At 52.2% G+C, this 26,086-nt stretch carries 23 protein-coding genes; 14 read left to right on the top strand and 9 right to left on the bottom strand.

The window, feature by feature from the left end; all coding sequences use genetic code 11:
- Positions 1 to 18 precede the first annotated feature (18 nt).
- Positions 19 to 996 carry a calcium/sodium antiporter gene (locus ACOZIO_RS17615; RefSeq protein WP_129954729.1) on the bottom strand — a complete coding sequence of 326 codons (978 nt, stop codon included), beginning with the start codon at positions 994 to 996 and terminating at the stop codon, positions 19 to 21.
- Between the two features lie 307 nt (positions 997 to 1,303).
- On the opposite strand from ACOZIO_RS17615, the gene mlaF reads away from it, so the two are divergent.
- From mlaF to murA, 7 genes are all read left to right on the top strand, one after another.
- Positions 1,304 to 2,107 (top strand): phospholipid ABC transporter ATP-binding protein MlaF, encoded by an 804-nt coding sequence (gene mlaF / locus ACOZIO_RS17610; protein WP_129954728.1) that lies wholly within the window; start codon positions 1,304 to 1,306, stop codon positions 2,105 to 2,107.
- 15 nt (positions 2,108 to 2,122) lie between these two features.
- Positions 2,123 to 2,905: a lipid asymmetry maintenance ABC transporter permease subunit MlaE gene (gene mlaE / locus ACOZIO_RS17605; protein WP_015698890.1), complete on the top strand. Its 783-nt coding sequence runs from the start codon at positions 2,123 to 2,125 to the stop codon at positions 2,903 to 2,905.
- A 3-nt stretch (positions 2,906 to 2,908) separates the two neighbouring features.
- Positions 2,909 to 3,460 (top strand): outer membrane lipid asymmetry maintenance protein MlaD, encoded by a 552-nt coding sequence (mlaD, locus tag ACOZIO_RS17600; protein ID WP_129954727.1) that lies wholly within the window; start codon positions 2,909 to 2,911, stop codon positions 3,458 to 3,460.
- Between the two features lie 41 nt (positions 3,461 to 3,501).
- Positions 3,502 to 4,137 carry a phospholipid-binding protein MlaC gene (gene mlaC / locus ACOZIO_RS17595; protein ID WP_129954726.1) on the top strand — a complete coding sequence of 212 codons (636 nt, stop codon included), beginning with the start codon at positions 3,502 to 3,504 and terminating at the stop codon, positions 4,135 to 4,137.
- Positions 4,134 to 4,448 (top strand): lipid asymmetry maintenance protein MlaB, encoded by a 315-nt coding sequence (gene mlaB, locus ACOZIO_RS17590; RefSeq protein ID WP_129954725.1) that lies wholly within the window; start codon positions 4,134 to 4,136, stop codon positions 4,446 to 4,448. Before mlaC ends, mlaB begins: the two co-directional genes overlap by 4 nt.
- Before the next feature lie 168 nt (positions 4,449 to 4,616).
- Positions 4,617 to 4,871, top strand: a complete 255-nt coding sequence (gene ibaG, locus ACOZIO_RS17585) for a BolA family iron metabolism protein IbaG (protein WP_129954724.1) — start codon at positions 4,617 to 4,619, stop codon at positions 4,869 to 4,871.
- Positions 4,872 to 4,938: 67 nt separating this feature from the next.
- Positions 4,939 to 6,198, top strand: a complete 1,260-nt coding sequence (gene murA, locus ACOZIO_RS17580) for a UDP-N-acetylglucosamine 1-carboxyvinyltransferase (protein WP_129954723.1) — start codon at positions 4,939 to 4,941, stop codon at positions 6,196 to 6,198.
- 75 nt (positions 6,199 to 6,273) lie between these two features.
- Here the strand turns inward: murA and degS are convergent, their stop codons facing one another.
- From degS to zapG, 3 genes are all read right to left on the bottom strand, one after another.
- Positions 6,274 to 7,341: an outer membrane-stress sensor serine endopeptidase DegS gene (degS, locus tag ACOZIO_RS17575; RefSeq protein ID WP_129954722.1), complete on the bottom strand. Its 1,068-nt coding sequence runs from the start codon at positions 7,339 to 7,341 to the stop codon at positions 6,274 to 6,276.
- Between the two features lie 86 nt (positions 7,342 to 7,427).
- Positions 7,428 to 8,795 carry a serine endoprotease DegQ gene (gene degQ, locus ACOZIO_RS17570; protein WP_129954721.1) on the bottom strand — a complete coding sequence of 456 codons (1,368 nt, stop codon included), beginning with the start codon at positions 8,793 to 8,795 and terminating at the stop codon, positions 7,428 to 7,430.
- A 148-nt stretch (positions 8,796 to 8,943) separates the two neighbouring features.
- The gene (zapG, locus tag ACOZIO_RS17565) at positions 8,944 to 9,345 is read right to left on the bottom strand and encodes a Z-ring associated protein ZapG (RefSeq protein ID WP_013577242.1); all 402 of its coding nucleotides are present in this window, start codon (positions 9,343 to 9,345) and stop codon (positions 8,944 to 8,946) included.
- A 285-nt stretch (positions 9,346 to 9,630) separates the two neighbouring features.
- On the opposite strand from zapG, the gene zapE reads away from it, so the two are divergent.
- From zapE to sspB, 5 genes are all read left to right on the top strand, one after another.
- Positions 9,631 to 10,770: a cell division protein ZapE gene (gene zapE / locus ACOZIO_RS17560; RefSeq protein WP_129991981.1), complete on the top strand. Its 1,140-nt coding sequence runs from the start codon at positions 9,631 to 9,633 to the stop codon at positions 10,768 to 10,770.
- A 320-nt stretch (positions 10,771 to 11,090) separates the two neighbouring features.
- Positions 11,091 to 11,519, top strand: coding sequence for a 50S ribosomal protein L13 (gene rplM, locus ACOZIO_RS17555; protein ID WP_013577239.1), 429 nt, complete (start codon positions 11,091 to 11,093; stop codon positions 11,517 to 11,519).
- 16 nt (positions 11,520 to 11,535) lie between these two features.
- Positions 11,536 to 11,928 (top strand): 30S ribosomal protein S9, encoded by a 393-nt coding sequence (gene rpsI, locus ACOZIO_RS17550; RefSeq protein WP_013577238.1) that lies wholly within the window; start codon positions 11,536 to 11,538, stop codon positions 11,926 to 11,928.
- A gap of 335 nt (positions 11,929 to 12,263) precedes the next feature.
- Positions 12,264 to 12,905: a stringent starvation protein SspA gene (gene sspA / locus ACOZIO_RS17545; protein WP_129954717.1), complete on the top strand. Its 642-nt coding sequence runs from the start codon at positions 12,264 to 12,266 to the stop codon at positions 12,903 to 12,905.
- A 3-nt stretch (positions 12,906 to 12,908) separates the two neighbouring features.
- Positions 12,909 to 13,403: a ClpXP protease specificity-enhancing factor gene (gene sspB, locus ACOZIO_RS17540; RefSeq protein WP_129954716.1), complete on the top strand. Its 495-nt coding sequence runs from the start codon at positions 12,909 to 12,911 to the stop codon at positions 13,401 to 13,403.
- Between the two features lie 271 nt (positions 13,404 to 13,674).
- On the opposite strand, the gene ACOZIO_RS17535 is transcribed toward sspB, so the two are convergent.
- Both ACOZIO_RS17535 and gltB read right to left on the bottom strand, forming a co-directional pair.
- Positions 13,675 to 15,093 (bottom strand): glutamate synthase small subunit, encoded by a 1,419-nt coding sequence (locus ACOZIO_RS17535; RefSeq protein WP_421595544.1) that lies wholly within the window; start codon positions 15,091 to 15,093, stop codon positions 13,675 to 13,677.
- A 9-nt stretch (positions 15,094 to 15,102) separates the two neighbouring features.
- Positions 15,103 to 19,560, bottom strand: a complete 4,458-nt coding sequence (gltB, locus tag ACOZIO_RS17530) for a glutamate synthase large subunit (RefSeq protein WP_129954714.1) — start codon at positions 19,558 to 19,560, stop codon at positions 15,103 to 15,105.
- Between the two features lie 871 nt (positions 19,561 to 20,431).
- Between gltB and arcB the strand changes: the two genes are divergently transcribed.
- Together arcB and mtgA are read left to right on the top strand one after the other, a co-directional pair.
- On the top strand, positions 20,432 to 22,771 hold the full coding sequence (gene arcB, locus ACOZIO_RS17525; RefSeq protein WP_129954713.1) for an aerobic respiration two-component sensor histidine kinase ArcB: 2,340 nt from the start codon (positions 20,432 to 20,434) through the stop codon (positions 22,769 to 22,771).
- 895 nt (positions 22,772 to 23,666) lie between these two features.
- Complete coding sequence (gene mtgA / locus ACOZIO_RS17520) at positions 23,667 to 24,389, top strand: monofunctional biosynthetic peptidoglycan transglycosylase (protein ID WP_129991982.1); 723 nt, start codon at positions 23,667 to 23,669, stop codon at positions 24,387 to 24,389.
- 63 nt (positions 24,390 to 24,452) lie between these two features.
- On the opposite strand, the gene dolP is transcribed toward mtgA, so the two are convergent.
- Genes dolP through ACOZIO_RS17505 form a run of 3 tightly spaced genes read right to left on the bottom strand, consistent with a single transcriptional unit; the run spans position 24,453 to position 26,027 of the window.
- Positions 24,453 to 25,028, bottom strand: coding sequence for a division/outer membrane stress-associated lipid-binding lipoprotein (dolP, locus tag ACOZIO_RS17515; RefSeq protein WP_013577231.1), 576 nt, complete (start codon positions 25,026 to 25,028; stop codon positions 24,453 to 24,455).
- A gap of 9 nt (positions 25,029 to 25,037) precedes the next feature.
- The gene (gene diaA, locus ACOZIO_RS17510) at positions 25,038 to 25,628 is read right to left on the bottom strand and encodes a DnaA initiator-associating protein DiaA (RefSeq protein WP_013577230.1); all 591 of its coding nucleotides are present in this window, start codon (positions 25,626 to 25,628) and stop codon (positions 25,038 to 25,040) included.
- A gap of 30 nt (positions 25,629 to 25,658) precedes the next feature.
- Entirely contained in the window at positions 25,659 to 26,027 is a 369-nt protein-coding gene (locus ACOZIO_RS17505) for a YraN family protein (protein WP_129954711.1), read from the bottom strand.
- Between the last annotated feature and the right edge of the window lie 59 nt (positions 26,028 to 26,086).

The following is a 26,086-nucleotide window of genomic DNA, read 5'->3' as shown; positions in this document are numbered from 1 at the left end:
GTCGGTTCCTGACAGAGTTCAGAAGGCAATGCTGTCTGGTAACAGGAACAGCACTGCCATATAGGCGATAAATCCACACAGCAATAATGCACCGGCTAAATGGCCGATACGGTGTTTACGCATCAGGCATAGCCCGGAAAGCACCACGCTGACCGCCAGCATGACCCAATAATCGCGATGAAATGCGTCCGGGTTGAACGAACCTGGTGCCACCAGCGCGGGTAATCCCAGCACCAGACAGGTATTAAAAATGTTTGCGCCAATGATGTTACCCAGCGCAATGTCATCTTCGCCTTTGATAGCACCGGCGATAAAGGTCGCCAGTTCCGGCAGACTGGTACCGATGGCGATGACCGTCAGGCCGATCACCAGTTCGCTGACACCCAGATAACGCGCGATGACGGTGCTGTTATCAACGATCATGCCCGATGCCAGGGGCATGATGATAAAGCCCAGCGCCAGCCATAAAAATGCGACCGTATTGCTGCTGTCTTGTGGAAGTTCGGACATTTGCTCATAGGTCAGCGTATCCAGGCCTTCTTTTTCGGCAGCACGGGCGATTTTTATCACCAGCATCATGAACACGCCTGCACTGGCCAGCAACAAAACACCATCAAGCCGGCTGAGTTCTCCGTCGCTTAACAGAAAACCACACAGAGCCGTGACCAGTAACAATAATGGGAGTTCGCGGCGTAATATATCAGAACGAACGGAAAGTGGATGAATCAGGGCGGCACCGCCCAAAATCAGAAGAATATTAATGATATTCGAACCAATGGCGTTTCCGATGGCCAAATCCATCTGATCGTTGATAGCCGCGGTGGTGGAAACGACCAGTTCAGGAAGAGATATTCCGACGCCGACGACAGTCATACCAATTACCAGCGGGGAGATGCCTATCGAGCGTGCCAGCACTGCGGCTCCGTACACCAGACGATCAGCGGCATACACTAACAGTAACAAGCCGACAATCATCAGTACGATAGCGAGAAGCATGAAACATCCTTTATTGGGTATAATGCGAGGTTCGTTGCCTTTACGGGCAGGCGATTCCTTCGTCAACATGAGCTAAGGCGACATTTTGTCTGAAAACAATGCCACCAGGTTCCTGTATGTTAGACGATGAAGGCTTTTAATTTAAAATGGTAATTGGTTGATTTTGACCATCTGTGGCTGAAAAGTAAATCGATGGCAACTTTGGTAACGAAACCGGGGTAAGTTTTTGTAAAAATACCAAAGTTATACGATACCCTGTGCGTGTCAGACGTATTCTTAGCGAAAGCATTCCGAAGGGAAAAACTGAATGAGTCAAAGCGAATCGAATCTGGTTGAGATCAAAGGCATGAGTTTCGTGCGTGGCGATCGTCCCATTTTCGAAGAGATAAATATGACAGTGCCGCGTGGCAAAGTCACCGCAATCATGGGGCCTTCGGGGATCGGTAAAACCACCTTGCTGCGTCTGATCGGCGGTCAACTTACGCCCAACAACGGCGAAATCTGGTTCGACGGCGACAACATTCCGACATTGTCCCGTCGCAAGCTGTACGAGTCGCGCAAGAAAATGAGCATGTTGTTTCAGTCCGGTGCATTGTTTACTGACCTGACTGTGTTCGAGAATGTGGCGTTCCCGTTGCGTGAACACAGCAAATTACCGGAGGAATTACTGCGCAGTACGGTGACCATGAAACTGGAAGCGGTAGGGTTGCGCGGTGCCGGTAATCTGATGCCTGCCGAATTGTCCGGTGGTATGGCGCGGCGCGTCGCACTGGCGCGTGCCATTGCGCTGGACCCTGAGCTGATTATGTTCGATGAGCCTTTTGTGGGGCAGGATCCGATCACCATGGGCGTTCTGGTCAAACTGATTGATGAGCTGAACCATGCGCTGGGCGTGACGTGCATTGTGGTTTCCCACGACGTGCCTGAAGTCCTGAGCATTGCTGATTATGCCTATATCGTGGCCGCACAGCATGTCATCGCAGAAGGTACGCCAGAGGAGTTGCAAAATAATCCTGATCCGCGCGTTCGTCAGTTCCTGGATGGTATTGCCGACGGACCGGTGCCTTTCCGTTTCCCGGCCGGTGATTACAAAACCGAGTTGCTCGGATGATGGAGTTCTCTGCTTATGTTAACTAAGGCACTCGCCTCAGTCGGACGTCGCGGGATAAACACCTGTGCGTCTTTTGGTCGTGCCGGACTGATGCTCTTTCGGGCATTGGTCGGTAAGCCGCAATTTGCCAAACAATGGCCGCTGCTGATCAAGCAGCTTTACAGCGTTGGCGTACTTTCCCTGTTGATTATCCTGGTTTCCGGTTTGTTTATCGGCATGGTGCTTGGCTTGCAGGGGTATCTGATTTTAACCACCTACAGCGCTGAGGCCAGCCTCGGTATGATGGTGGCGCTCTCTTTACTGCGCGAGCTTGGACCGGTGGTCACTGCACTGCTTTTCGCCGGGCGCGCGGGTTCTGCGCTGACCGCTGAACTGGGATTGATGAAAGCCACCGAGCAAATCTCCAGCCTGGAGATGATGGCCATTGATCCGCTGCGCCGCGTTGTGGCACCGCGTTTCTGGGCCGGTCTGATTTCCATGCCTTTGCTGACGGCGATTTTTGTTGCCGTGGGGATCTGGGGGGGATCGCTGGTGGGAGTGGACTGGAAAGGCATCGACAGTGGTTTCTTCTGGTCAGCGATGCAAACTGCCGTAGACTGGCGGACCGACCTGCTTAACTGTCTGATTAAAAGCCTTGTTTTCGCTATCACCGTGACCTGGATTGCATTGTTCAATGGCTATGATGCGATACCGACGTCCGAAGGGATTAGCCGGGCAACGACACGTACTGTGGTGCATTCGTCACTGGCGGTGCTGGGATTGGATTTTGTGCTGACAGCACTGATGTTTGGAAATTAAACCATGCAAACGAAAAAGAGTGAAATCTGGGTAGGCGCATTTTTAATCATCGCTTTGATTGCTGTGATCTTCCTGTGTCTTAAAGTGGCCGACATCCGTTCAATCGGCTCCGACCCGACTTACCGTATTTCTGCTGACTTCGACAATATCGGTGGCCTGAAAAGCGGTTCACCGGTCAAAGTCGGTGGCGTGGTGATCGGCCGCGTCAGCAGCATCACGCTCGATAAAAATTATTCTCCACGTGTAGAAATGGATATCGACCAGAAATACAACCAGATCCCGAGCACCAGTACGCTGGCGATCCGCACGTCTGGTCTGCTGGGCGAGCAATTCCTGGCGTTGAATATTGGTTTTGAAGACCCTGAAATGGGAACGACTATCCTTAAAAACGGTGGCGTTATTCAGGACACTAAATCAGCGCTGGTTCTCGAAGACCTGATTGGTCAGTTCTTGTATAAGAGTGGCGATGGTAAGGCTGATCCTGACGCAACGGCGGCACCTGCAGGGAATGCTGCACCTGACGCCAATACGGCGCCGCAACCGGCTGCCCATTAACAATTTGCCATCACGGATTCTCCATAAAAGAGGAAATAAGTATGTTTAAACGTTTAGTGATCGCTGCACTGCTGGTGGTTATGGCTCCGCTGGCGAATGCCGCCGTGGACAAGACCAATCCTTACAGCGTGATGAATGAAGCGGCGAGCAAAACCTTCACCCGCCTCAAAACCGAACAACCGAAAATCAAGCAGGATCCTAACTATCTGCGCCAGATTGTTCGTGAAGAATTGTTGCCGTATGTGCAAATCAAATACGCCGGCGCGCTGGTGTTAGGCCGCTATTACCAACAGGCGACACCTGCACAGCGCGACGCTTACTTCGCGGCGTTCTCAGACTACCTGCAACAGGCTTACGGCCAGGCTCTGGCGATGTACAACGGCCAGAACTATACGGTGCAGCCTGAGCAGTCCTACGCAGGTAAAGACATCATTGCTATCCGTGTCACGATTACCGATCCGAACGGCCGTCCTCCGGTTCGTCTGGATTTCCAGTGGCGTAAAAACAGCCGCACCGGCGACTGGCAGGCTTATGACATGATCGCCGAAGGCGTCAGCATGATTTCGACCAAACAGAACGAATGGGCAGATATTTTGCGCCAGAAAGGTATTGATGGCCTGACTGAGCGCCTGAAACAAGCCGCTGCTCAGCCGATCACGCTGGATAAACAACAATGAGTGAAGCCCTGCGCTGGGAATCGCAGCCGCCGCGACTGTCGTTGCACGGTGAGTTAGATCGCGAAACGCTGGTGGCATTCTGGGATGTACGCAAAAAGCTGATGCCCGGCGTGACCTGTCTGGACGTCTCCGGGCTGGCGCGTGTTGACTCTTCTGGCCTGGCTTTGCTGGTGCATTTACGCGAGGAAGCCAGTCAGCAGGGGATCACGCTGACGATTGCGGGTATCACTGACAGGCTGAGAACACTGATTGCTTTGTATAACCTTCAGGACATTATTCCGTCGGAGACCACGACTTGTTCTGTTGAATAAATAGTTGAGCAGTTCCCGTGGGTTAGGCTGTGGGATATGAAGCGTTATCGGTATGTCCATAAAGCCCCTGTGCGAAACTCTTCGTCAGGGGCTTTTTCGTGGTTTAAGAATTGCGCCAATCCCTATAAGATATCGGGCTGTTATGATTCTTCAGAAGAATAGATCCCTATGGAAACGAGTGAAATTAAAGACGTGCTGATGAAGGCATTGGCACTGGACGAAGCCCACATTACTGGCGATGGCAGTCATTTTCAGGCCATTGTCGTTGGTGCGATGTTTGATGGCATGAGCCGCGTGAAAAAACAACAGACCGTTTACGCGCCGCTGATGGAATACATCGCCGACAATCGAATCCACGCTCTGTCTATCAAGGCTTATACCCCTGAAGAATGGGCGCGTGACCGTAAACTGAGCGGTTTATAAGACTGCCGGCGTTCCGGCAGCTTCCTCCTATCTGACCTGTCGTTTTAATAAATAGAGAGCAGTCATAATGGATAAATTTCGTGTACAGGGTGGGACTCGCCTGAGTGGTGAAGTCACTATCTCTGGTGCAAAAAATGCAGCACTTCCTATTTTGTTTGCCGCACTGCTTGCTGAAGAACCTGTTGAACTCCAGAACGTTCCTCACCTGAAAGATATCGATACCACCATCAAGCTGCTGAGCCAGCTGGGCACCAAAATCGAACGTAACGGTTCTGTTTTCGTTGACGCCAGTGCGGTGAATGAGTTTTGTGCGCCGTATGACCTGGTAAAAACCATGCGTGCTTCCATCTGGGCGCTTGGCCCGCTGGTGGCGCGTTTCGGCCGCGGCGAAGTTTCTTTACCGGGCGGCTGTGCTATCGGTGCACGTCCTGTTGATCTGCATATTACGGGTCTGGAACAGTTGGGCGCGACCATTGTTCTGGAAGAAGGCTATGTGAAAGCCTCTGTCGATGGCCGCCTGAAAGGCGCGCACATTGTGATGGATAAAGTCAGCGTGGGCGCAACGGTCACTATCATGAGCGCGGCGACCTTGGCTGAAGGCACCACCATTATTGAAAATGCCGCGCGTGAGCCGGAAATCGTCGATACCGCGAATTTCCTCAATACACTGGGTGCGCAAATTACCGGTGCGGGTACCGATAAAATTACCATCGAAGGTGTTGCCCGTCTGGGCGGCGGGGTTTACCGCGTGGTGCCTGACCGTATCGAAACCGGCACCTTCCTGGTGGCGGCGGCGATTTCCGGTGGCAAGATTACCTGTCGCGAAGCCCGACCTGATACGCTGGATGCCGTACTGGCAAAATTGCGTGAAGCCGGTGCCGATATTGAAGTGGGCGAAGACTGGATCAGTCTCGATATGCATGGCAAACGCGCCAAAGCAGTGACCTTCCGCACCGCGCCGCATCCGGGCTTCCCGACTGACATGCAGGCGCAGTTCAGCTTGCTGAACCTGGTAGCAGAAGGTACAGGTGTGATCACCGAAACCATCTTTGAAAACCGTTTCATGCACATACCTGAACTGATCCGTATGGGCGCACACGCTGAAATCGAAGGCAGCACCCTCATTTGCCATGGCGTTGAAAAACTGTCTGGCGCTCAGGTGATGGCGACCGATTTACGGGCCTCTGCAAGTCTGGTTCTGGCGGGTTGTATTGCCGAAGGTGTGACCGTGGTTGACCGTATTTATCACATCGATCGTGGCTACGAGCGTATCGAAGATAAACTGCGTCAGCTGGGTGCAAAAATCGAGCGCTTTAAAGGCGAGTGATTCATAACGCCTGCGCAATAAAAAAGCCGGAAGGGGAAACCTTTCCGGCTTTTTCGTTTCTGCAATGAATGGTTGTCAGTGGTCAGGGTATTCCTGCACGGTAACCTGCAATGTCAGTTTCTGACCATCACGCATAATTTCTACCGGAATGACGGTTCCCGGACGAATTTCTGCTACCTGATCCATGGTCTCGATAGCGGAAACGGCCGGTTTGTTGTTGACGTTAATAATCACGTCTCTGACCTGCATACCCGCATTTGCCGCCGGGCCATTTGGCGTGACTTCGTTCACCACAATTCCCTGAATATGATCCAGCCCGCTGTTCGGCCCGTGCAGAGGGGAAACTTCACGCCCGCTGATCCCGATATAACCCCGAATAACACGGCCATCACGAATCAGCTTGCCCATGACTTTTGTCGCCAGTGCGGTCGGGATAGCAAAGCCGATGCCTTCCGGCGTGGCGCCGTCATTACTTTGGTCAAAGGACAGCGTATTAATCCCCATCAGTTCCCCGAGCGAATTCACCAGCGCACCGCCGGAGTTCCCCTGATTGATCGAGGCATCGGTTTGCAGAAAGTTCTGGCGGCCGGACGGGCTGAGGCCAATACGACCGGTGGCGCTGATAATGCCCTGTGTGACTGTCTGACCGAGGTTATAGGGGTTACCGATTGCCATCACGACATCACCGACATGCGGGGTACGATGTGGATTAATCGGGATGACCGGCAGATTTCCGGCGTTGATTTTCAGCACAGCCAGGTCAGTCAGGCTGTCAGAGCCGACCAGCAACGCTTCGAATACGCGGCCATCCTGCAAGGCGACGATAATTTGATCGGCATTATTGATCACGTGTTTATTGGTGAGGATATAGCCGTTGTCATTCATGATCACACCGGAACCCAGTGTGCGGATGGCCAGTTCGTTCTGTGTACTGTTACCCATGTTGCGGTTATAGACATTCACCACGGCCGGAGCAGCATGGCGGACGCCTGAGTTATAACTGACGGGTTCTTCGCTGTTCTGGGCGAAGTTTTTGTCAAACAGCGGTTCTGTGATGTTTTTACGCAACATAGGTACCGCCGCCAGCAAAATGCCAGCAACAATCAGGCCGATAACAGCGGATCTCAAGAGCTTAACAAACATGGGTGTATGGGATGCGAGATAAAAGTGAGGGAAGAATAGCATGACTTAATCGGACGCAGCAGCACCTGCGTCCGATTTTCAACGCTTTACGGCATGAATAAGTAGATATTTTGTCCTTTACGCAAGATGCTCAGTGCGATCAGGTCCGGTTTGCTTTCCAGAATTTTGCGGAAGGCTGCCAGATTTTCGAGCGGCTCGCGGTTGACACCAATAATCACATCACCTTTTTCAAGGCCGATCTGGTCCGCCGGCGTGCCTTTCTTCACGTCATCAACATGCACACCTTGGGTCTTTTTATCGGTGGTATCACTGAGCGTCACCCCCTGTAATGCCGGATTGAGTTTCTCAATGCTGACTTCCACGGCAGGGCTTTTATCCAGCGTGACACTGACAGTCATCGGTTTGCCATCGCGCAGCAAACCAATCTGCATCGTGACTCCCGGGCCGGCAGTGCTCACTTTCGCGCGTAACTCAGCAAAGCTGCTCAGCGTTTTACCCTGCAGGGTAATCAGCACGTCACCCGGTTTAATACCGGCTTTTGCCGCTGCCGAATCCGGCAACACCTCGTTGACGAAAGCGCCGCGCTGGCTGTCGAGTTTGAATGCCTGTGCCAGTTCCGGTGTCATTTCGCTGCCGCGGATCCCCAGCAGGCCGCGTTTCACTTCGCCAAATTCAATCAGCTGATGGCTGAGATTCTTCGCCATGTTCACCGGAATAGCAAAACCGATACCGACACTGCCACCCTGCGAGGAAATGATGGCGGTGTTGATACCAATCAGTTCACCTTTCAGGTCGAGCAGCGCGCCACCGGAGTTACCGCGGTTAATCGACGCATCAGTCTGAATAAAGTTTTCCAGCCCTTCAAGGTTCAGGCCGCTGCGGCCAAGGGCAGAAACAATGCCGGATGTCACGGTCTGGCCGAGCCCAAACGGATTACCCACGGCAACGGCAAAATCGCCTACACGCAGGTTATCGGAATCCGCCATCGTAATTTGTGTCAGATTTTTAGCATCAATCAGCTGGATCACCGCGATATCGGACTGATCGTCTTTGCCGATGAGTTTGGCTTTGTATTCGCGGCCATCGTTGAGCTGAACGTTGATTTTATCCGCGTTGTTCACCACATGATTATTGGTGAGCACGTAGCCTTTGGCGGCATCAATAATGACACCGGAACCCAGCCCTTCAAAAGGCTGCGGCCCCTGATTGGGTTCCGGATCCTGCTGACCGAAGAAGAACTTGTATTCTGGTGGTACATCCGCACTTGGCGGCTGGGTGCCGGAAACCTGAACGCCCACGACGGCGGGTAATACTTTTTCCAGCATCGGTGCCAGACTTGGCAAAGGTTGTCCCTGAACTTCCGTTGGTAAAGCCGCATTCGCCATAGGCGCAGAAGCGAAAGTTAATCCAAGGCTAACAGCTAACACACTGAGCAAAAATAACTTTTTCTTCATCACGATAACACTCTCGCTTTCTGTAATGGACGTCAGTTATGGATAACAGAACGGTGATTCACAACACGGGAAGGGTCTTGAGAACGGCACACGCACGGGACATGTGCCGTAACTGCATAACGATTGTTGTGCAGGTCAGGGGCGTCTGTTATTTACGAACCGGACGCTCGCCACGCAGCAAACCGGACGCGCCGTCAGAATAATCGCGTGGCATTTGCACCGGCACCTGATCATTATCGGCTTCAGAACCGGTCAGACGATAATTAAACGGATTATCCTGCTCAGGCATATCGGGCAGTAAATTGTTGGAGCTTTTAGCCATGTGCTGATACAGCTGACGGTAATCCGTCGCCATGTTATCGAGCAACTCTGCGCTGCGGGCAAAATGGCCCACCAGCTCCTGACGGTATTCGTCGAGTTCGGCTTTACTTTTCTCCAGTTCGTTTTTCATGACTTGTTGATCACGTAATTTACGATTACCAAAGCGCATCGCCACCGCACCAATTGCGATACCGACCACTAATCCAATGAGTGCATACTCCCAGGTCATAATGACTCCTATTTTGACTTCGTTGTCCCGCAGGGCTTTTTCACGTAACTTTTATGACTTAACTTTTTTACACAATGGTTTTAACGTAATTGTTACACGCATGCGTCATGCAATAGCTCCACTATAACCGTTAACCTTGTCAGAGTGGAATCCTGCGGGGAAAATCACTGCCATCTGTTGGTTTTTTCATACACAGACAGCCGGGAAAAGCGGCGAATCCACGGCAAAAAAGCGGCTAAACGACGTGAAAAACATAAAATTTTTTTCTCAGGGACGTTAACGAAGATGCAATCTCAATCACCCCTTTTTCTTTATCAGAACGCTGTGGATGCCGGTGAGTTCCAGGCGGATGCCGTTCAGAAACAAGCTGTCGCACAGCTCGATACGATTTACCAGGCATTGTCCGCGCAGCCCCTGACACGTCCCCGGTCTGCCAGCCGTGGCGGGTTGCTGAGTCGTTTGTTTACCAAAAGTCCGCAGAAAACCCCTTCGCGACCGGTACAGGGGCTGTATATGTGGGGCGGAGTGGGGCGCGGCAAAACCTGGCTGATGGATTTGTTTTTCCACAGCCTGCCCGGTGATCGCAAGCTTCGCCTGCATTTCCACCGTTTTATGTTGCGCGTCCATGAGGAACTGACGCAACTTCAGGGGCAGGAAGATCCGCTGGAAGTGATCGCGGACCGCTTTAAAGCAGAAACCGATGTGCTCTGTTTTGATGAGTTTTTTGTTTCGGATATTACCGATGCGATGCTGCTGGCGACGTTATTGCAGGCCCTGTTTGCCCGGGGTATCACGCTGATTGCGACATCAAATATTCCGCCTGATTTGCTGTACCGCAACGGCCTGCAACGGGCACGGTTCCTGCCTGCGATTGATCTGATTAAAGAATACTGCGATGTGCTCAATGTGGATGCAGGTATCGATTACCGTTTGCGCACGCTGACGCAGGCCAATTTATGGCTGACACCTGCGGGGCCGGAAACTGCTGACGCGATGCATTCAATGTTAGGGAAACTGACCGGCAATCACAGCGGTGCGCAGACGGGCGAAAGACCGCTGCTGGAAGTGAATCATCGTCCGCTGCAGGCTATTGCCGCCGTTGATGGCGTGCTGGCGGTGGAATTTCATACCTTATGTGAAGAGGCGCGCAGCCAGCTCGATTATATTGCGCTGTCGAAAATCTATCACAGCGTACTGCTGCACAATGTGCCGGTGATGGGCGCAGACAGTGAGAACGCAGCCCGGCGTTTTCTGGCGCTGGTCGATGAATTCTACGAGCGCCATGTAAAACTGGTCATTTCCGCCGCCGTCCCGATGTTTGACATTTATCAGGGCGAACGGCTGAAATTCGAATATCAGCGTTGTCTGTCACGTCTGCAGGAGATGCAGAGCGAGGAGTACCTCAGACGGCCGCATCTGCCGTGATTTTTTGTATGGTTATTTTTTGATCAGTTCGTGGTATAAAAAGCGTCAGTAAAGCCTGCAGGGTGAACCCTCAGAAGGCGGGGAGGGAAATCTTCCTTTTTGTCGAAAAAGGGTTCGATCTTTGCAGGAGACTTCTCTATAATCTTGCGACCCCACGTTACTACAAAGTTTTTTTCCCGAAACTTTATAAGTGCCAGCATTGGCTATTCGAAGGGGTAGGTTTGCTGGACGATGGTCGTGTGAACCTCAAATACTTATTTTATAAACAAGTAAGCGTTCGGGTGTTCGCCAACGTGTAACTTTAATTGGGTAAGCTTTTAATGAAAACTTTTACAGCTAAACCGGAAACCGTACAACGTGACTGGTTCGTAGTTGACGCTACCGGCAAGACCTTAGGTCGCCTGGCCACTGAACTGGCCCGCCGTCTGCGTGGCAAACATAAAGCGGAATACACTCCGCACGTTGATACTGGTGATTACATCATCGTTCTGAACGCAGAAAAAGTTGCTGTCACTGGCAACAAGCGTAACGACAAGATTTATTACCATCACACCGGCCACATCGGTGGTATCAAGCAAGCGACCTTTGAAGAGATGATCGCTCGCCGTCCTGAACGCGTGATCGAGCTCGCGGTTAAAGGCATGTTGCCAAAGGGCCCGTTGGGTCGTGCAATGTACCGTAAAATGAAAGTTTACGCGGGTAACGAGCACACTCATGCGGCGCAACAACCGCAAGTTCTTGACATTTAATTCGGGATTATAGGCAATGGCTGAAAATCAATACTACGGCACTGGTCGCCGCAAAAGCTCCGCCGCTCGTGTTTTCATCAAACCGGGTAGTGGTAACATCGTAATTAACCAGCGTAGCCTGGAACAGTACTTTGGTCGTGAAACTGCCCGCATGGTAGTTCGTCAACCACTGGAACTGGTCGACATGGTTGAGAAATTCGACCTGTACATCACCGTTAAAGGTGGTGGTATCTCCGGTCAAGCTGGTGCTATCCGTCACGGTATCACCCGTGCACTGATGGAATATGACGAAAATCTTCGTGGCGAACTGCGTAAAGCAGGCTTCGTTACCCGTGATGCTCGTCAGGTTGAACGTAAGAAAGTCGGTCTGCGTAAAGCACGTCGTCGTCCTCAGTTCTCCAAACGTTAATTTTCTGCTGCTTTTGCAGCTCAGTGCTTCGGCACGAAAATCAGCGTCAAAAACCCGGTGTTTCACCGGGTTTTTTTATGTCTTTTTTTCGGTAATTGCGGAAGAAAATGATCTCCTGACACACAATTCGCCATGAAATCGTTTCACCGTGCCCCACAGCCTGCGTAAAATCTGGTAAACTATCACACACTTTTGTACCTGTTCGCCGAGCAGTTGACGTTGCCGCGCTTCCTGGCTGGGTTCGCCTTGCCGATGGTTGTCTATGAAACTACGGGACAAAAACTGCAGGCTGGCGATAACTCGCTGTAATATTCTAGATAAACTTGGAGGTTTTCATGGCTGTCGCTGCCAACAAACGTTCGGTAATGACGCTGTTTTCCGGCCCGACCGACATTTTTAGCCATCAGGTACGTATCGTACTGGCGGAGAAAGGTGTCAGTGTCGAGATCGAGCAGGTTGAGATGGATCACCTGCCGCAGGATCTTATTGACCTCAACCCTTACCGCACTGTACCGACGCTGGTTGATCGTGAACTGACCCTGTTCGAATCCCGCATCATCATGGAATATCTTGATGAGCGCTTCCCGCATCCGCCGCTAATGCCGGTTTATCCGGTTGCCCGTGGTGAGAGCCGTCTGATGATGCACCGCATCGAAAATGACTGGTATTCGCTGATGCGTCAGATCGAGCAAGGTTCGGCAAGCGAAGCCGATGCCGCGCGTAAGCAATTGCGTGAAGAGCTGCTGGCTATTGCGCCAATCTTCTCATACATGCCTTACTTCAAGAGCGAAGAGTTCAGCCTGGTCGATTGTTACCTGGCTCCGCTGCTGTGGCGTTTGCCGGAACTGGGTATTGAACTGGCAGGTGCCGGTTCTAAAGAGCTGAAAGGTTATATGACTCGCGTCTTCGAACGAGATGCTTTCCTGGCTTCCCTGACCGAAGCAGAGCGCGAAATGCGTTTGCATACCCGAGGTTAAGGTATGGAGATGACCGACATGTCTCCGCGTCGCCCCTATCTGCTGCGGGCTTTTTATGACTGGTTGCTCGACAACCAGTTAACCCCGCATCTGGTGGTTGACGTAACGATGCCAGGCGTGATGGTGCCGATGGAGTTTGCGCGTGACGGACAAATTGTCCTGAACGTTGCGCCGCGTGCTGTCGGCAATCTCGAACTGGGTAACGATGACGTACGCTTTAATGCCCGTTTTGGTGGCGTACCGCGTAACGTGTTTGTACCAATTGCCGCTGTTCTGGCGATTTATGCCCGCGAAAACGGTGCCGGTACCATGTTCGAACCGGAACCAGCTTATGAAGCCGAAGGTGCCTTTGAGGGGGATCTGAGCGCTGATGAGCCGGCAGAACCGACGATGTCAGTCATTGATGGCGATTTGCCCGATGTGGCTGAAGAAGATCCGAACGATGAGCCGCCAACGCCGCCACGCGGTGGTCGTCCGGCACTGCGCGTAGTGAAGTAACAACCCACTCAGTCCGGTTCCGTGCTTAAACCCTGCGTTGTTACGCGGGGTTTTTTATTGCCTTCAGTCCGCTGACTTCTCCTTCCGGCAGTGCAGATTTGCTGTGTCATCATTGAACACGTTATTCGCTTGAACCGAAGCTGAGCCTGACGCTATGAGGATATTCGACGAATAACCGGCAGAAAAGGGGATGTCATGAGGAATTCTTTTGAGTTATGCGTAAAAAAGGTCTGCCAACCATTGTTAGCAGACCTTTTTATGAGGCGATGGATCAGACTTCGAGGAAGTTCATGATGCCTTCTGCTGCTTTACGGCCTTCAGCAATAGCGGTCACCACCAGATCGGAACCGCGAACCGCATCGCCACCGGCGAAGATTTTCGGGTTGCTGGTCTGGAAGGCATTATCGCTGCCTTCCGGTGCCACGATACGCCCCTGGGTATCCAGCTCAACGTCGTGGGCTGCCAGCCATTCCATTTTATGAGGACGGAAACCAAACGCCATCACCACGGCATCGGCTTCCATTACATGTTCGGAACCCGCCACGATTTCAGCACGACGACGACCATGAGCATCCGGTGCGCCCAGTTCAGTACGCGCCATGCGTACACCACATACGCGGCCAGAATCGTTCAGTTCGATGCTCAGCGGTTGCAGGTTGAATTTGAAATCAACCCCTTCTTCGCGCGCATTCTTCACTTCACGACGTGAGCCCGGCATGTTCTCTTCATCACGACGGTATGCACAGGTCACGTGAGTAGCACCCTGACGGATTGAGGTACGCACGCAGTCCATCGCAGTATCACCCCCGCCCAGCACCACCACACGTTTTTTATCCATGGTGACGTAAGGCTCATCCTGACTGTCGGCATAACCCATCAGTTGCTTGGTATTGGCGATCAGGAACGGCAGGGCATCGTAAACGCCCGGTGCATCTTCATTCGCCAGACCACCGCGCATTGACTGATAAGTCCCGACGCCGAGGAACACAGAATCGTATTCCGCCAGCAGTGCATCAATGGTGACGTCTTTGCCGACTTCAGTATTGAGCTGGAACTCGATACCCATCTCAGTGAAGATTTCACGACGTTTGGTCATCACCGATTTTTCCAGCTTAAAGGCCGGGATGCCGAAAGTCAGCAAGCCGCCGATTTCCGGATGGCGATCGTAAACCACCGCTTTCACACCGTTGCGGGTCAGGACATCAGCACAGGCCAGACCCGCCGGCCCTGCGCCGATAATCGCCACGCGTTTGCCGGTTGGCTGTACGTGAGACATATCCGGACGCCAGCCCATCTCAATGGCTTTATCGTTAATATAGCGTTCGATGTTACCGATGGTCACTGCACCGAACTCATCGTTCAGGGTGCAGGAACCTTCGCAGAGTCTGTCCTGCGGGCAAACGCGCCCGCAGACTTCCGGCAGGCTGTTGGTCTGGTGCGCGAGATCTGCCGCTTCCATGATGCGGCCTTCGTTCGCCAGCTTCAGCCAGTTCGGAATATAGTTATGTACCGGACATTTCCATTCACAGTAAGGGTTACCGCACGACAGACAGCGGTCTGCCTGTGAGGCGGCTTGCGTCGCTGAGAACGGCTCATAAATTTCCACAAACTCAATTTTGCGGATCTTCAGCGCTTTCTTAGGCGGATCAACACGCTGTAAGTCGACAAATTGATAAACGTTTTGACTCATCTTAACCTCTTACTGCGCTTGTACCCGCAGCTCAGCTGCGGAACGACTACGGTGACCCAACAATGCTTTGACATCACTGGACTTCGGTTTTACCAGGGCAAATTTAGGCGCCCACTCCGGCCAGTTCGCCAAAATCTCTTCACCACGGGTCGATGCGGTCAACTGTACGTGTTCGATGATCAAACCGCGCAGATGCTCTTCATGGATAGCCAGATCGGCCACTTCCAGGACTTCAACCAGTTCCGGGTTAACACGTTTGCGGAATTCGCCATCTTCATCAAGGACATAAGCGAAACCACCGGTCATGCCTGCGCCGAAGTTGACGCCGGTACGGCCGAGCACACACACAATACCACCGGTCATATATTCACAGCCGTTATCACCGATGCCTTCTACCACAGTGATAGCACCGGAGTTACGGACAGCGAAACGCTCACCCGCACGGCCTGCCGCAAACATTTTGCCACCGGTTGCACCATACAAACAGGTGTTGCCGATGATGCTGGCTTCGTGGCTGCGGAATGCAGAACCGATTGGCGGACGAATGGCAATACGGCCACCGGCCATGCCTTTGCCCACATAGTCGTTTGCATCGCCGGTCAGCATTAAATCTACGCCGCCAGCGTTCCAGACGCCGAAACTCTGGCCCGCGGTGCCATTGAAGTTAATGCGCACCGGATCAGCGGCCATGCCCTGATCACCGTGTTTCTCCGCAATCGCCCCGGACAACATGGCACCCACTGAACGGTCAGTGTTGCGGATATCAAAGTAGAACGCTTTGCTCTGCTTCGAATCGATATGGGGTGATGCCTGTTCCAGAATGTCTTTATTCAGCTGACCCTTATCGAACGCCGGGTTGCTTTCTGTGCAGTACACAGATTTACCTTCATGCGGTGTGGCCGTTGCCAGTATCGCAGAAAGGTCGAGATTGTTTTGCTTGGCGGTGAAGCCGTCCAGCTCGGTCAGCAGGTCGGTACGGCCAATCAGATCCACCAGCTGGCTGATGCCCAGCGCGGCCATGATTTCACGGGTTTCCTGGGTAATGAAGCGGAAGTAGTTCGTCACACGTTCCGGCAGTCCGTGATAATGGTTGCGACGCAGTTTTTCATCCTGAGTTGCCACGCCCGTTGCACAGTTGTTCAGGTGGCAAATACGCAGGTATTTACAACCCAGCGCCACCATCGGGCCGGTCCCGAAACCAAAGCTTTCTGCCCCCAAAATCGCTGCCTTGATGATGTCGAGGCCGGTTTTCAGGCCACCATCCACTTGCAGACGAATTTTGTGACGCAGCCCGTTCGCCACCAGCGCCTGTTGTGTTTCCACCAGCCCCAGTTCCCACGGACAGCCGGCGTATTTCACGGAAGACAGCGGGCTTGCGCCGGTGCCGCCATCGTAGCCAGCGATCGTGATGAGATCGGCGTAGGCTTTTGCCACGCCGACGGCGATAGTGCCGACGCCCGGTTCAGAAACCAGCTTCACCGAAATCATTGCTTTCGGGTTGACCTGTTTCAGGTCGAAAATCAGCTGCGCCAGATCTTCAATGGAATAAATATCGTGGTGCGGCGGTGGAGAAATCAGGGTTACGCCCGGCACGGAATAACGCAGTTTCGCGATGTACGGCGTCACTTTGTCCCCCGGCAACTGGCCGCCTTCGCCTGGTTTTGCACCCTGCGCCACTTTGATCTGAATAACATCGGCATTCACCAGATACGCCGGTGTTACCCCGAAACGACCCGATGCAACTTGCTTGATACGGGACACTTTATTGGTGCCGTAACGCGCCGGATCTTCGCCGCCTTCCCCGGAGTTAGAACGTCCGCCGATGCTGTTCATCGCCTCGGCCAGAGATTCATGCGCTTCCGGGCTCAGTGCGCCGATAGACATTGCAGCCGTATCGAAACGGGTAAATAAACCTTCCGCCGGTTCAACCTGATCAACAGGGATCGGCTGGCCTTTAGGCGTGACTTTCAGCAAGTCGCGCAGCGTGGCCACCGGACGTTCGTTAACCAGTTTGGCGTATTTCTTATAATCGTCGTAATCACCGCTGTTGACGGCAGTTTGCAGGGTAGTGACCACGTCCGGGTTATAGGAATGGTATTCGCCACCGTGGACAAACTTCAGCAGACCGCCCTGATCCAACGTTTTGCGTTTCAGCCATGCGCGTTTGGACAGGTTCAGCAAGTCCTGTTCGAAGTCGCTGTAACCGGCACCGCCTATACGGCTGACGACGCCGTTGAAGCAGGTGTTGCACAGATCTTTCGCCAGACCGACCGCTTCAAACAGTTTAGAGCAACGGTAAGAGGCAACGGTTGAGATGCCCATTTTGGACATGATCTTGTACAGGCCTTTATTGATGCCGTTACGGTAATTCAGCATCACTTCACGGTATTTCTTCTCGATGACCTGCGAGTCAACCAGTTTTGCCAGCGTTTCGTAGGCCAGATACGGATAAACCGCTGTGGCACCGAAACCAATCAGCACGGCGAAATGGTGCGGGTCACGGGCGCTGGCCGTTTCAACAATGATGTTGGCATCGCAGCGCAGGCTTTTCTCAACCAGACGCAACTGTAGCGCACCGACGGCCATGGGCGCAGGCAGCGGCAGACGGTTCGGGGCGATGTTGCGGTCAGACAGCACCAGCAGAACCGCGCCGTTACGCACTTTCTGTTCGCCTTCGTCACAGAGTTTCTGGACGAACTGCTCCATATTTTGTTCGGTCGGATCGTACGTGATATCCAGTGTTTCAGCGCGATAATGCTTGCTGTCGAGCGTGGTCAGCTGTTTAAAGTCAGACCACAGCAGGATTGGCGATTTGAAGCTCAGGCGGTGGGCCTGACCTTCGGCTTCGCAGAACACATTCATCTCACGGCCAATGCTGGTCGCCAGAGACATCACGTGGGCTTCACGCAGCGGATCGATTGGCGGGTTGGTGACCTGCGCAAACTGCTGGCGGAAGTAGTCATACACGATACGCGGACGGCTGGAGAGCACGGCAAATGGTGTATCATCGCCCATGGAACCGACGGCTTCCTGACCGTTTTCACCCAGCACGCGGATGATCTGATCGAGTTCTTCACTGCTGTAGCCGAACTGCTTCTGGAAGGTTTCGAGTAACGAATCTTCCAGCTCGCGGCTGCCCACCTGATCTTCCGGCAGGTCTTCGAACGGCACCAGACGCTGGACGTTTTTCTCCATCCATTGTTTGTAAGGGTGACGGCCTTTCAGGTCGTTATCGGTTTCAGCGGAGTGATGAATTTTGCCACTGCGGGTGTCGATCACCATCAGCTCGCCCGGTCCGACGCGGCCTTTTTCGACCACTTCATCAGGCTGGTAATCCCAGATGCCAACTTCAGAGGCACAGGTGATCAGCTTGTCTTTGGTGATGACATAGCGCGCAGGGCGCAGCCCGTTACGGTCAAGGTTACAGGCGGCATAACGACCATCTGACATTACGATGCCGGCAGGACCGTCCCACGGCTCCATGTGCATGGAGTTAAAATCGAAGAACGCGCGCAGGTCGTCGTCCATGTCCGGGTTTTGTTGCCAGGCTGGCGGCACCAGCAAGCGCATGGCGCGCAGCAAATCCATCCCGCCTGCCAGGAACAGTTCGAGCATATTATCCAGCGAGCTGGAATCCGAACCGGTTTCATTCACGAAAGGTGAAGCATCTTGCAGATCAGGGATCAGCGGCGTTTTGAATTTATACGCACGGGCACGTGCCCACTGGCGGTTACCGGTGATGGTGTTGATTTCACCGTTGTGCGCCAGATAGCGGAAAGGCTGAGCCAGCTGCCAGCGCGGTACGGTGTTGGTCGAGAAACGCTGATGGAACAGGCAGATGGCCGATTCCAGGCGCAGGTCGGCCAGATCTAAATAGAAGCGTGGCAGATCCGCCGGCATACACAGGCCTTTATAGATCGTGACCACGTTGGAGAAACTGCAGACATAGAAGTCTTTATCCTGAATGCGTTTCTCAATGCGGCGGCGCGCCATATACAGGCGACGCTCCATGTCACGCGGACGCCAGCCGGCGGGCGCGTTGACAAAAATTTGTTCGATGCGGGGCAGGGAGGAAAGCGCGATTTCACCAAGTACGTCCGGATTAGTCGGAACGTCACGCCAGCCCACCACGGACAGCGTCTCGTTTTGCAACTCTTCTTCAACAATGCGGCGGCTTGCCTCCGCTTCTTTTTCATCTTTGCTGAGGAACAGCATGCCAACGGCATAGTTTTTCGCCAGACGCCAGCCACGTTCTTCGGCAATCATGCGGAAGAAGCGGTCAGGTTTCTGTAAATGAAGGCCACAGCCGTCGCCGGTCTTGCCGTCAGCAAGGATCGCACCACGGTGTTGCATACGGGCCAGTGCGTGGATCGCAGTACGCACGACCTTATGGCTAGGTTCGCCTTCTATATGGGCGATCAGGCCGAAACCACAGTTGTCCCTCTCTTGGGATTTATCGTACAACATTACGTGAACCTCCCCAGGCTCTGCGAGACTCTCACACCAATCACGAGCGGGCTTATACACAGAGGTTTATCCGCAATTTCGCGCACTCTTGCGGTGCGTTGATTGCCCGGACATCTCCGTCAAAGTCCTCTCGTGATGGTTCTCACAAGTGGTGGTTGACTTGTTTTAATGAGGGAGTCTTCAATTACTGCATAAATATGACGAGTTGCTCACCCGTCGAGATTGCTTCCAGCGGACTCCCAACTTAGCGAGAAAGCACAGACAGGTCAAATGGCGATTTAAGTTATATTAAAAGTGATATAAAGCGATTTAACTTATTGAAATATATTTAATTTATGGTGTTTTTATTGGCGTATTTTCGATAGGGTCATGCCCGTAAAGTGTGAGCTGACTCACTATGGGGAAAGCGTAAGATCTCCGCACCATGCTGGCAGGGGCGTAATTACCAGTATTTTATACTGGAAAATGCTGTGCACATGCGGTTTGTCACTGTTTTTAACCTGACAGTAATAATGTGTTAGTCGCGGGTTTGTAATAAGAATTATTCATACTGCCAGGAGTGACTTTATTTGCAGTAATAATGAATAGTTATGCCTGTGCGAAATACGCCGGCAGGGAAGATATTCGGAGGATAAAAGGAAAAAATGTTAGCCGGACGGCAGTTGGCGATGCTTGCGGCCTGATAAAGCCGGCCGATATTAATAATATCACCGCAGATAATAGTCAATACTCTGCCCCCCTTACCTGCATTGCACCATGACAAGCCCCTGCAAGGTGCATCTCGCAAACTTCACGTTCAATTTATGCCCTGCCATCACGCCGGGGAGGTTTTGCGGTATGATTCAGAGGACTTCGTTTTAAGGGAAACGTTATGAAGCAAATCCGGGTTTTAGCGCAGTATTATGTCGATCTGATGGTCAAGCTGGGGCTGGTGAGATTTTCACTGTTGCTGGCATCTGCGCTGGTGGTGCTGGCAATGATTGTCCAGATGGCGGTCACTATGCTCCTGCGCGGGCAGGTTGAGAGTATCGACGTCGTTCGTTCCATCTTCTTTGGTTTGCTGATTACGCCCTGGGCGGTTTATTTCCTGTCGGTGGTGGTTGAACAGCTTGAAGAGTCACGTCAGCGTTTAGCGCGTCTGGTCGATAAACTGGAGGAAATGCGCCACCGCGACCTCGAACTGAATCAGCAACTCAAAGACAATATCACCCAGCTGAATCAGGAAATCGCCGACCGTGTGAAAGCGGAAGAAGCACGTCTGGCGGTGGTCGATAAGCTGAAACTTGAAATGCAGCACCGCGAACAGGCGCAAATCGAACTGAGTCAGCAATCTGCATTATTACGCTCTTTCCTCGATGCCTCGCCGGACCTGGTGTATTACCGTAACGAAGACAAAGAATTCTCCGGCTGTAACCGTGCGATGGAACTGCTGACCGGCAAAAGTGAGAAGCAATTGATCGGCCTGACGCCCAACGATGTTTACACGCCGGATATCGCTGAGAAAGTGGTTGAGACTGACGAGAAGGTTTTCCGTCACAATGTTTCCCTGACTTACGAACAATGGCTGGTCTATCCGGACGGACGTAAAGCCTGCTTTGAATTGCGCAAAGTGCCGTTTTATGACCGCATCGGCAAGCGGCACGGGTTGATGGGCTTCGGACGCGATATTACCGAGCGTAAGCGCTATCAGGACGCGTTAGAGAATGCCAGCCGTGAGAAGACCACCTTTATCTCAACGATCAGCCACGAGCTGCGTACACCGCTTAATGGCATCGTCGGGCTAAGCCGCATACTGCTCGATACTGAACTGGATAAAGAACAGCACAGCTACCTGAAAACTATCCATGTCAGCGCCATCACCCTCGGTAATATCTTCAACGATATTATCGAAATGGATAAGATCGAACGCCGCAAAGTGCAGCTTGATAACCAGCCGGTCGATTTTACCGAATTCCTGACTGATCTTGAAAATCTTTCCGGCCTGCTGGCTCAGCCGAAAGGGCTGAAATTTATCATGGAGCCTGATCTGCCGTTGCCGCGCAGCATTACGACGGACGGCACGCGTCTGCGCCAGATTTTATGGAACCTGATTGGCAACGCCGTCAAATTTACCCGCGAAGGTCAGATTGTACTGAGCGTGCATTATGAGCCGAACGATATGCTGCGCTTTGTTGTGCGCGATTCCGGTCTGGGGATCCCGCAGGATGAGCAGGACAAAATCTTCGCCATGTATTATCAGGTAAAAGATCGCAACGGCGGTAAACCGGCAACCGGTACGGGTATCGGACTGGCGGTGTCAAAACGTCTGGCGCAGGCGATGGGCGGCGATATCACCGTCAGCAGTGTGCCGGGGCAGGGCTCCTGCTTTACGCTGACTGTCCGCGCACCGATGCTGGATGCACCGGCTGATCTGGCCGGTGACGAAGAAGACATGCCGTTACCGGCGCTGCATGTGCTGCTGGTCGAAGATATCGAGCTGAACGTGATTGTGGCGCGTTCGGTGCTGGAGAAGTTAGGCAACAGCGTTGAAGTGGCGATGAACGGCCATGATGCGCTGGAGATGTTTGATCCCGACGAATTCGATCTGGTGCTGCTGGATATTCAGCTACCGGACATGACCGGACTGGATATCGCCCGTAAGCTACGTACCGATTACGCCGGGCAATCTCTGCCGCCGCTGATTGCCCTGACAGCAAACGTGCTGAAAGACAAAAAAGAGTATCTTGATGCGGGAATGGATGATGTGCTGAGCAAGCCGCTGTCTGTTTCCGCACTGACCACGATGATTCAGCAGTTCTGGGATCATCAGCCTGACGTTTGCGTATTGGAAAAGGAGCCTGTAGTGATGAAAGACAGCGAATCGTTGCTTGATACCGCCATGCTCGAGCAGTACATCGACCTGGTCGGGGCGAAACTGATTTATCAGAGTGCGGATATGTTTGAAAAAATGATGCCGGGCTATCTGGCTGTGCTGGATTCCAACATGACCGCGCGAGATCAGAAAGGGATTGCCGAGGAAGGCCACAAAATCAAAGGGGCGGCCGGTTCCGTTGGCCTGAAACATTTACAGCAACTGGCACAACAGATCCAGACCCCGACGCTGCCTGCCTGGTGGGATAATGTTCAGGAATGGGTTGATGAGCTGAAGGCTGAATGGCGCAATGACATCAAAGTATTGCGTGACTGGACGGCAAACGCTGAAAAAAAATAACCCCAGCCGAGGCCGGGGTGCGCGAATACTGCGCCAACACCAGGGAAAGAGGTAACCCACGATAGTTTTTAGGGTTTGGTTTTCGCAGGTCTTGGAATTCAGTTTTAAAGTCTAATACATCCTGTAGCAATCAACATAACAAATATAAGCAAGGCTGTTACAACATTCATTAAAAACTGTGATGTAGATTAGTCTTTGTCTATACAAAACATCAAGCCTTTATCGCAGGATTTTTCACAGAATACAAATGAAGCCTGTTGATGTTGTATCGGCGACATGCAATTTTGCTTATGGAACTGAACACGAGCAGACTGTTTTACCGGCGGATTTGCGATATGCTCGTTTCTGAAACCGGTTCTATAAAATCTAAAACAATGTATAACTCTTTGTAATATCTGTTTTTATGCTGAATTTTAACGAACTGGCTTTTCGGAAACCCCAAGCGACCTGAAATTTATGTTAAATGAAAAAATTTCACTTAGGTTGATGTGTTTTTTATCTGATAAAAAGTCATGCGGGATGCTGATTTTTATACATCACGGGTAATTTATTTGACTTAGTGCATCCGTTCGCCCATGAATAATCGATGAGAATTGATTCACTTTTGCCGATCTTAATCATAATTTTTGCTAATGTATTTTTCGCGGATTAGGTTACAAGTATTTTACTTTTTTGCTTAAAAATTATCCATCGTGAAAAAAGTAAGCATTTCAGGCTATTTGCCGGAACTCCTTGATGGCAGTAGTTTAATCGGAATTACCTGGGCTGAATGTAAGTAAAAGTTTCATTGTTATTGCTGAGTTGTTAGCAATATTGTTCACCATTTCGCTAGCCTGATCTTGCAGGTTATTATTGAGATTGATTAGATGGTCGGATGTGTTGTGGAAAGCGCCAAATGAATAAAATGACTCGAAAGAGCGGGTTGCGGTTGCCGCTGTTATGGATGAAACGCGCAATCCTGCTCTTACTCAGCTTATGGATAACGGGCATCCTTCTTTTTTCTTTTATACCCGTGCCTTTTTCTGCCGTGATGGTGGAACGGCAGATTTCCGCATGGTTGACCGGTGATTTTGGCTATGTTGCTCATTCGGACTGGGTGCCAATGCGTGAGATTTCCTCACCCATGGCGCTCGCGGTAATGGCAGCAGAAGATCAAAAATTCCCGACCCATTGGGGATTTGATGTCGATGCTATTCAGTCGGTGCTGGATAAAGACGGCGGAAAAATGCGGGGGGCTTCCACACTGTCCCAGCAGACCGCTAAAAACCTGTTTTTGTGGGACGGGCGCAGCTGGGTGCGTAAAGGGCTGGAGGCCGGCCTGACGGTGGGCATTGAAACCGTATGGACAAAACGTCGCATTCTGACGGTGTATCTGAATATTGTGGAGTTTGGCGACGGCGTCTTTGGCGTCGAGCAGGCTGCGCAGCATTTCTTTCATAAGCCAGCCAGTCGCCTGACCGCTTCTCAGGCTGCGTTACTGGCGGCCGTGTTGCCGAATCCGCACCTGTTCAAAGTCAACGCGCCTTCCGCGTATGTCATTCGCCGTCAGCAATGGATACTGCGCCAGATGAGCCAGCTCGGCGGGGAGTCTTTTCTGCAAGAACATAAACTTCATTAGTACGGGTCATTAACGCAAAAAAGGACAGCACGCAGGCTGTCCTTTTTGTTATCACGCACTGAATTATTTGACGTAGGTAAATGCCGTAGTGACGTGTTTAACGCCGCTCACGCCAGCAGCAATCCCCGCCGCAGATTTACCTTCTTCCTGCGTCACCAGACCCAGCAGGAACACTTCGCCGTTTTCGGTAGTGACTTTGACGTTAGAGGATTTAACCGAATCACTGGTCAGCAGCTGAGAACGGACTTTGGTGGTGATCCACGTGTCCATAGACGCTGTGCCCATGCTGACCGGTTTACCGGTACGGATTTCGTTATACACTTCCGTTGCGCCTTCAACACCCATCGCAATTTGTTTGGCGCGTGAGGCCATATCCGCCGTCGGTGCCTGACCGGTTAACAGGACTTTACCCTGATACGCTGTCGCCACGATACGGGCTTCGTCTTTCAGTTGTTTATCTTTGCTCACCGCGTTAGAAACACGGGCTTCCAGCGTGCTGTCATCAACCTGCGTACCGACCGTACGTGGGTCAGTCGTTGTTTTTGTTGCGACGCCAGCTGCACCAACTACCGCAGCGGCGACACAGCCTTGTAACAGAAGGGCGCTTAACAATACTGCAAAGAGAGGACTCGCCTTCATGTGATCTCCTTAATCGTCCTGGTGTGGGAACAGCGTGTTATCTATCAGGTCACAGAGACAGTTAACTGTGAGCATATGCATTTCCTGAATGCGGGCGCTGCGATGAGACGGAATACGGATCTCAACATCATGAGGCCCCAGTAAACCCGCCAGTTCGCCGCCGTCATAACCTGTTAATGCGACAATAGTCATATCACGGGTTACCGCTGCTTCAACGGCTTTGACAATATCACGGCTGTTGCCGCGGGTAGAAATGGCCAGCAGAACATCACCCGCCTGACCTAAGGCGCGCACCTGTTTAGCATAAATTTCTTCATGCAGACGATCGTTGGCAATCGCAGTCAGCACAATGTTATCTGCACATAATGAGATTGCAGGAAGGCTCGGTCGTTCAGTTTCAAAACGATTAATCAGACTGGCGGAAAAATGCTGTGCGTTTGCCGCAGAGGTGCCGTTGCCGCAGCACAGAATTTTATTGCCGTTGAGCAGCGATTGCACCAGCGTCATCGCGGCGCGGGAAATCGCGTCAGGCAAAGCTTCTGCCGCCGCAATCTGAGTTTGAATACTTTCTGTAAAGCAGACTTTGATTCTATCCAGCACGGGTTGTCGTCCAGTCAGTCGTCGTAATATTTATTCCGCATTGAAGGCATCACGCAGCCATTCTACCTGGCTGCCGGTGATGGCAAAAACATCAAAACGGCAAGATGATGTGTCAAAGCTTGCATTCTTTCCTGCAAGCCAGAAAGACGCAGCGCGTAACAGGCGCTGCTGTTTTTGAACCGTTACGCTGGCCGCTGCGCCACCAAAACTGGCGTTGCGCCGGTAACGAACTTCAACAAACACCCAGGTTTGCTGGTCATGCATAATCAGGTCAATTTCACCGGCACGGCAGGCCACATTGGCCGCCACAAAGGTTAACCCGGCTTTTTCGAGATAGCGCCGTGCAAAGGCTTCGTATTTATCGCCGCACGCCCGTGTCTTTGACAAAAAAGGCTTCATCAGTACGTCCTTGTACCTGTAATCGTTGAGAATTCCGATCTCAGTCATGCTGTTTCAGT

The organism is Rahnella sp. PD4 (assembly GCF_049199325.1).
Taxonomy (GTDB): domain Bacteria; phylum Pseudomonadota; class Gammaproteobacteria; order Enterobacterales; family Enterobacteriaceae; genus Rahnella; species Rahnella perminowiae.
This window is presented reverse-complemented; position numbering and strand designations above follow the sequence as displayed.

Bases quoted from the DNA above. Each gene is read 5' to 3' on its own strand.
- ACOZIO_RS17615 (WP_129954729.1), bottom strand. From the start codon at position 996: ATGCTTCTCGCTATCGTACTGATGATTGTCGGCTTGTTACTGTTAGTG.
- mlaF (WP_129954728.1), top strand. From the start codon at position 1,304: ATGAGTCAAAGCGAATCGAATCTGGTTGAGATCAAAGGCATGAGTTTC.
- mlaE (WP_015698890.1), top strand. From the start codon at position 2,123: ATGTTAACTAAGGCACTCGCCTCAGTCGGACGTCGCGGGATAAACACC.
- mlaD (WP_129954727.1), top strand. From the start codon at position 2,909: ATGCAAACGAAAAAGAGTGAAATCTGGGTAGGCGCATTTTTAATCATC.
- mlaC (WP_129954726.1), top strand. From the start codon at position 3,502: ATGTTTAAACGTTTAGTGATCGCTGCACTGCTGGTGGTTATGGCTCCG.
- mlaB (WP_129954725.1), top strand. From the start codon at position 4,134: ATGAGTGAAGCCCTGCGCTGGGAATCGCAGCCGCCGCGACTGTCGTTG.
- ibaG (WP_129954724.1), top strand. From the start codon at position 4,617: ATGGAAACGAGTGAAATTAAAGACGTGCTGATGAAGGCATTGGCACTG.
- murA (WP_129954723.1), top strand. From the start codon at position 4,939: ATGGATAAATTTCGTGTACAGGGTGGGACTCGCCTGAGTGGTGAAGTC.
- degS (WP_129954722.1), bottom strand. From the start codon at position 7,341: ATGTTTGTTAAGCTCTTGAGATCCGCTGTTATCGGCCTGATTGTTGCT.
- degQ (WP_129954721.1), bottom strand. From the start codon at position 8,795: ATGAAGAAAAAGTTATTTTTGCTCAGTGTGTTAGCTGTTAGCCTTGGA.
- zapG (WP_013577242.1), bottom strand. From the start codon at position 9,345: ATGACCTGGGAGTATGCACTCATTGGATTAGTGGTCGGTATCGCAATT.
- zapE (WP_129991981.1), top strand. From the start codon at position 9,631: ATGCAATCTCAATCACCCCTTTTTCTTTATCAGAACGCTGTGGATGCC.
- rplM (WP_013577239.1), top strand. From the start codon at position 11,091: ATGAAAACTTTTACAGCTAAACCGGAAACCGTACAACGTGACTGGTTC.
- rpsI (WP_013577238.1), top strand. From the start codon at position 11,536: ATGGCTGAAAATCAATACTACGGCACTGGTCGCCGCAAAAGCTCCGCC.
- sspA (WP_129954717.1), top strand. From the start codon at position 12,264: ATGGCTGTCGCTGCCAACAAACGTTCGGTAATGACGCTGTTTTCCGGC.
- sspB (WP_129954716.1), top strand. From the start codon at position 12,909: ATGGAGATGACCGACATGTCTCCGCGTCGCCCCTATCTGCTGCGGGCT.
- ACOZIO_RS17535 (WP_421595544.1), bottom strand. From the start codon at position 15,093: ATGAGTCAAAACGTTTATCAATTTGTCGACTTACAGCGTGTTGATCCG.
- gltB (WP_129954714.1), bottom strand. From the start codon at position 19,560: ATGTTGTACGATAAATCCCAAGAGAGGGACAACTGTGGTTTCGGCCTG.
- arcB (WP_129954713.1), top strand. From the start codon at position 20,432: ATGAAGCAAATCCGGGTTTTAGCGCAGTATTATGTCGATCTGATGGTC.
- mtgA (WP_129991982.1), top strand. From the start codon at position 23,667: ATGAATAAAATGACTCGAAAGAGCGGGTTGCGGTTGCCGCTGTTATGG.
- dolP (WP_013577231.1), bottom strand. From the start codon at position 25,028: ATGAAGGCGAGTCCTCTCTTTGCAGTATTGTTAAGCGCCCTTCTGTTA.
- ACOZIO_RS17505 (WP_129954711.1), bottom strand. From the start codon at position 26,027: ATGAAGCCTTTTTTGTCAAAGACACGGGCGTGCGGCGATAAATACGAA.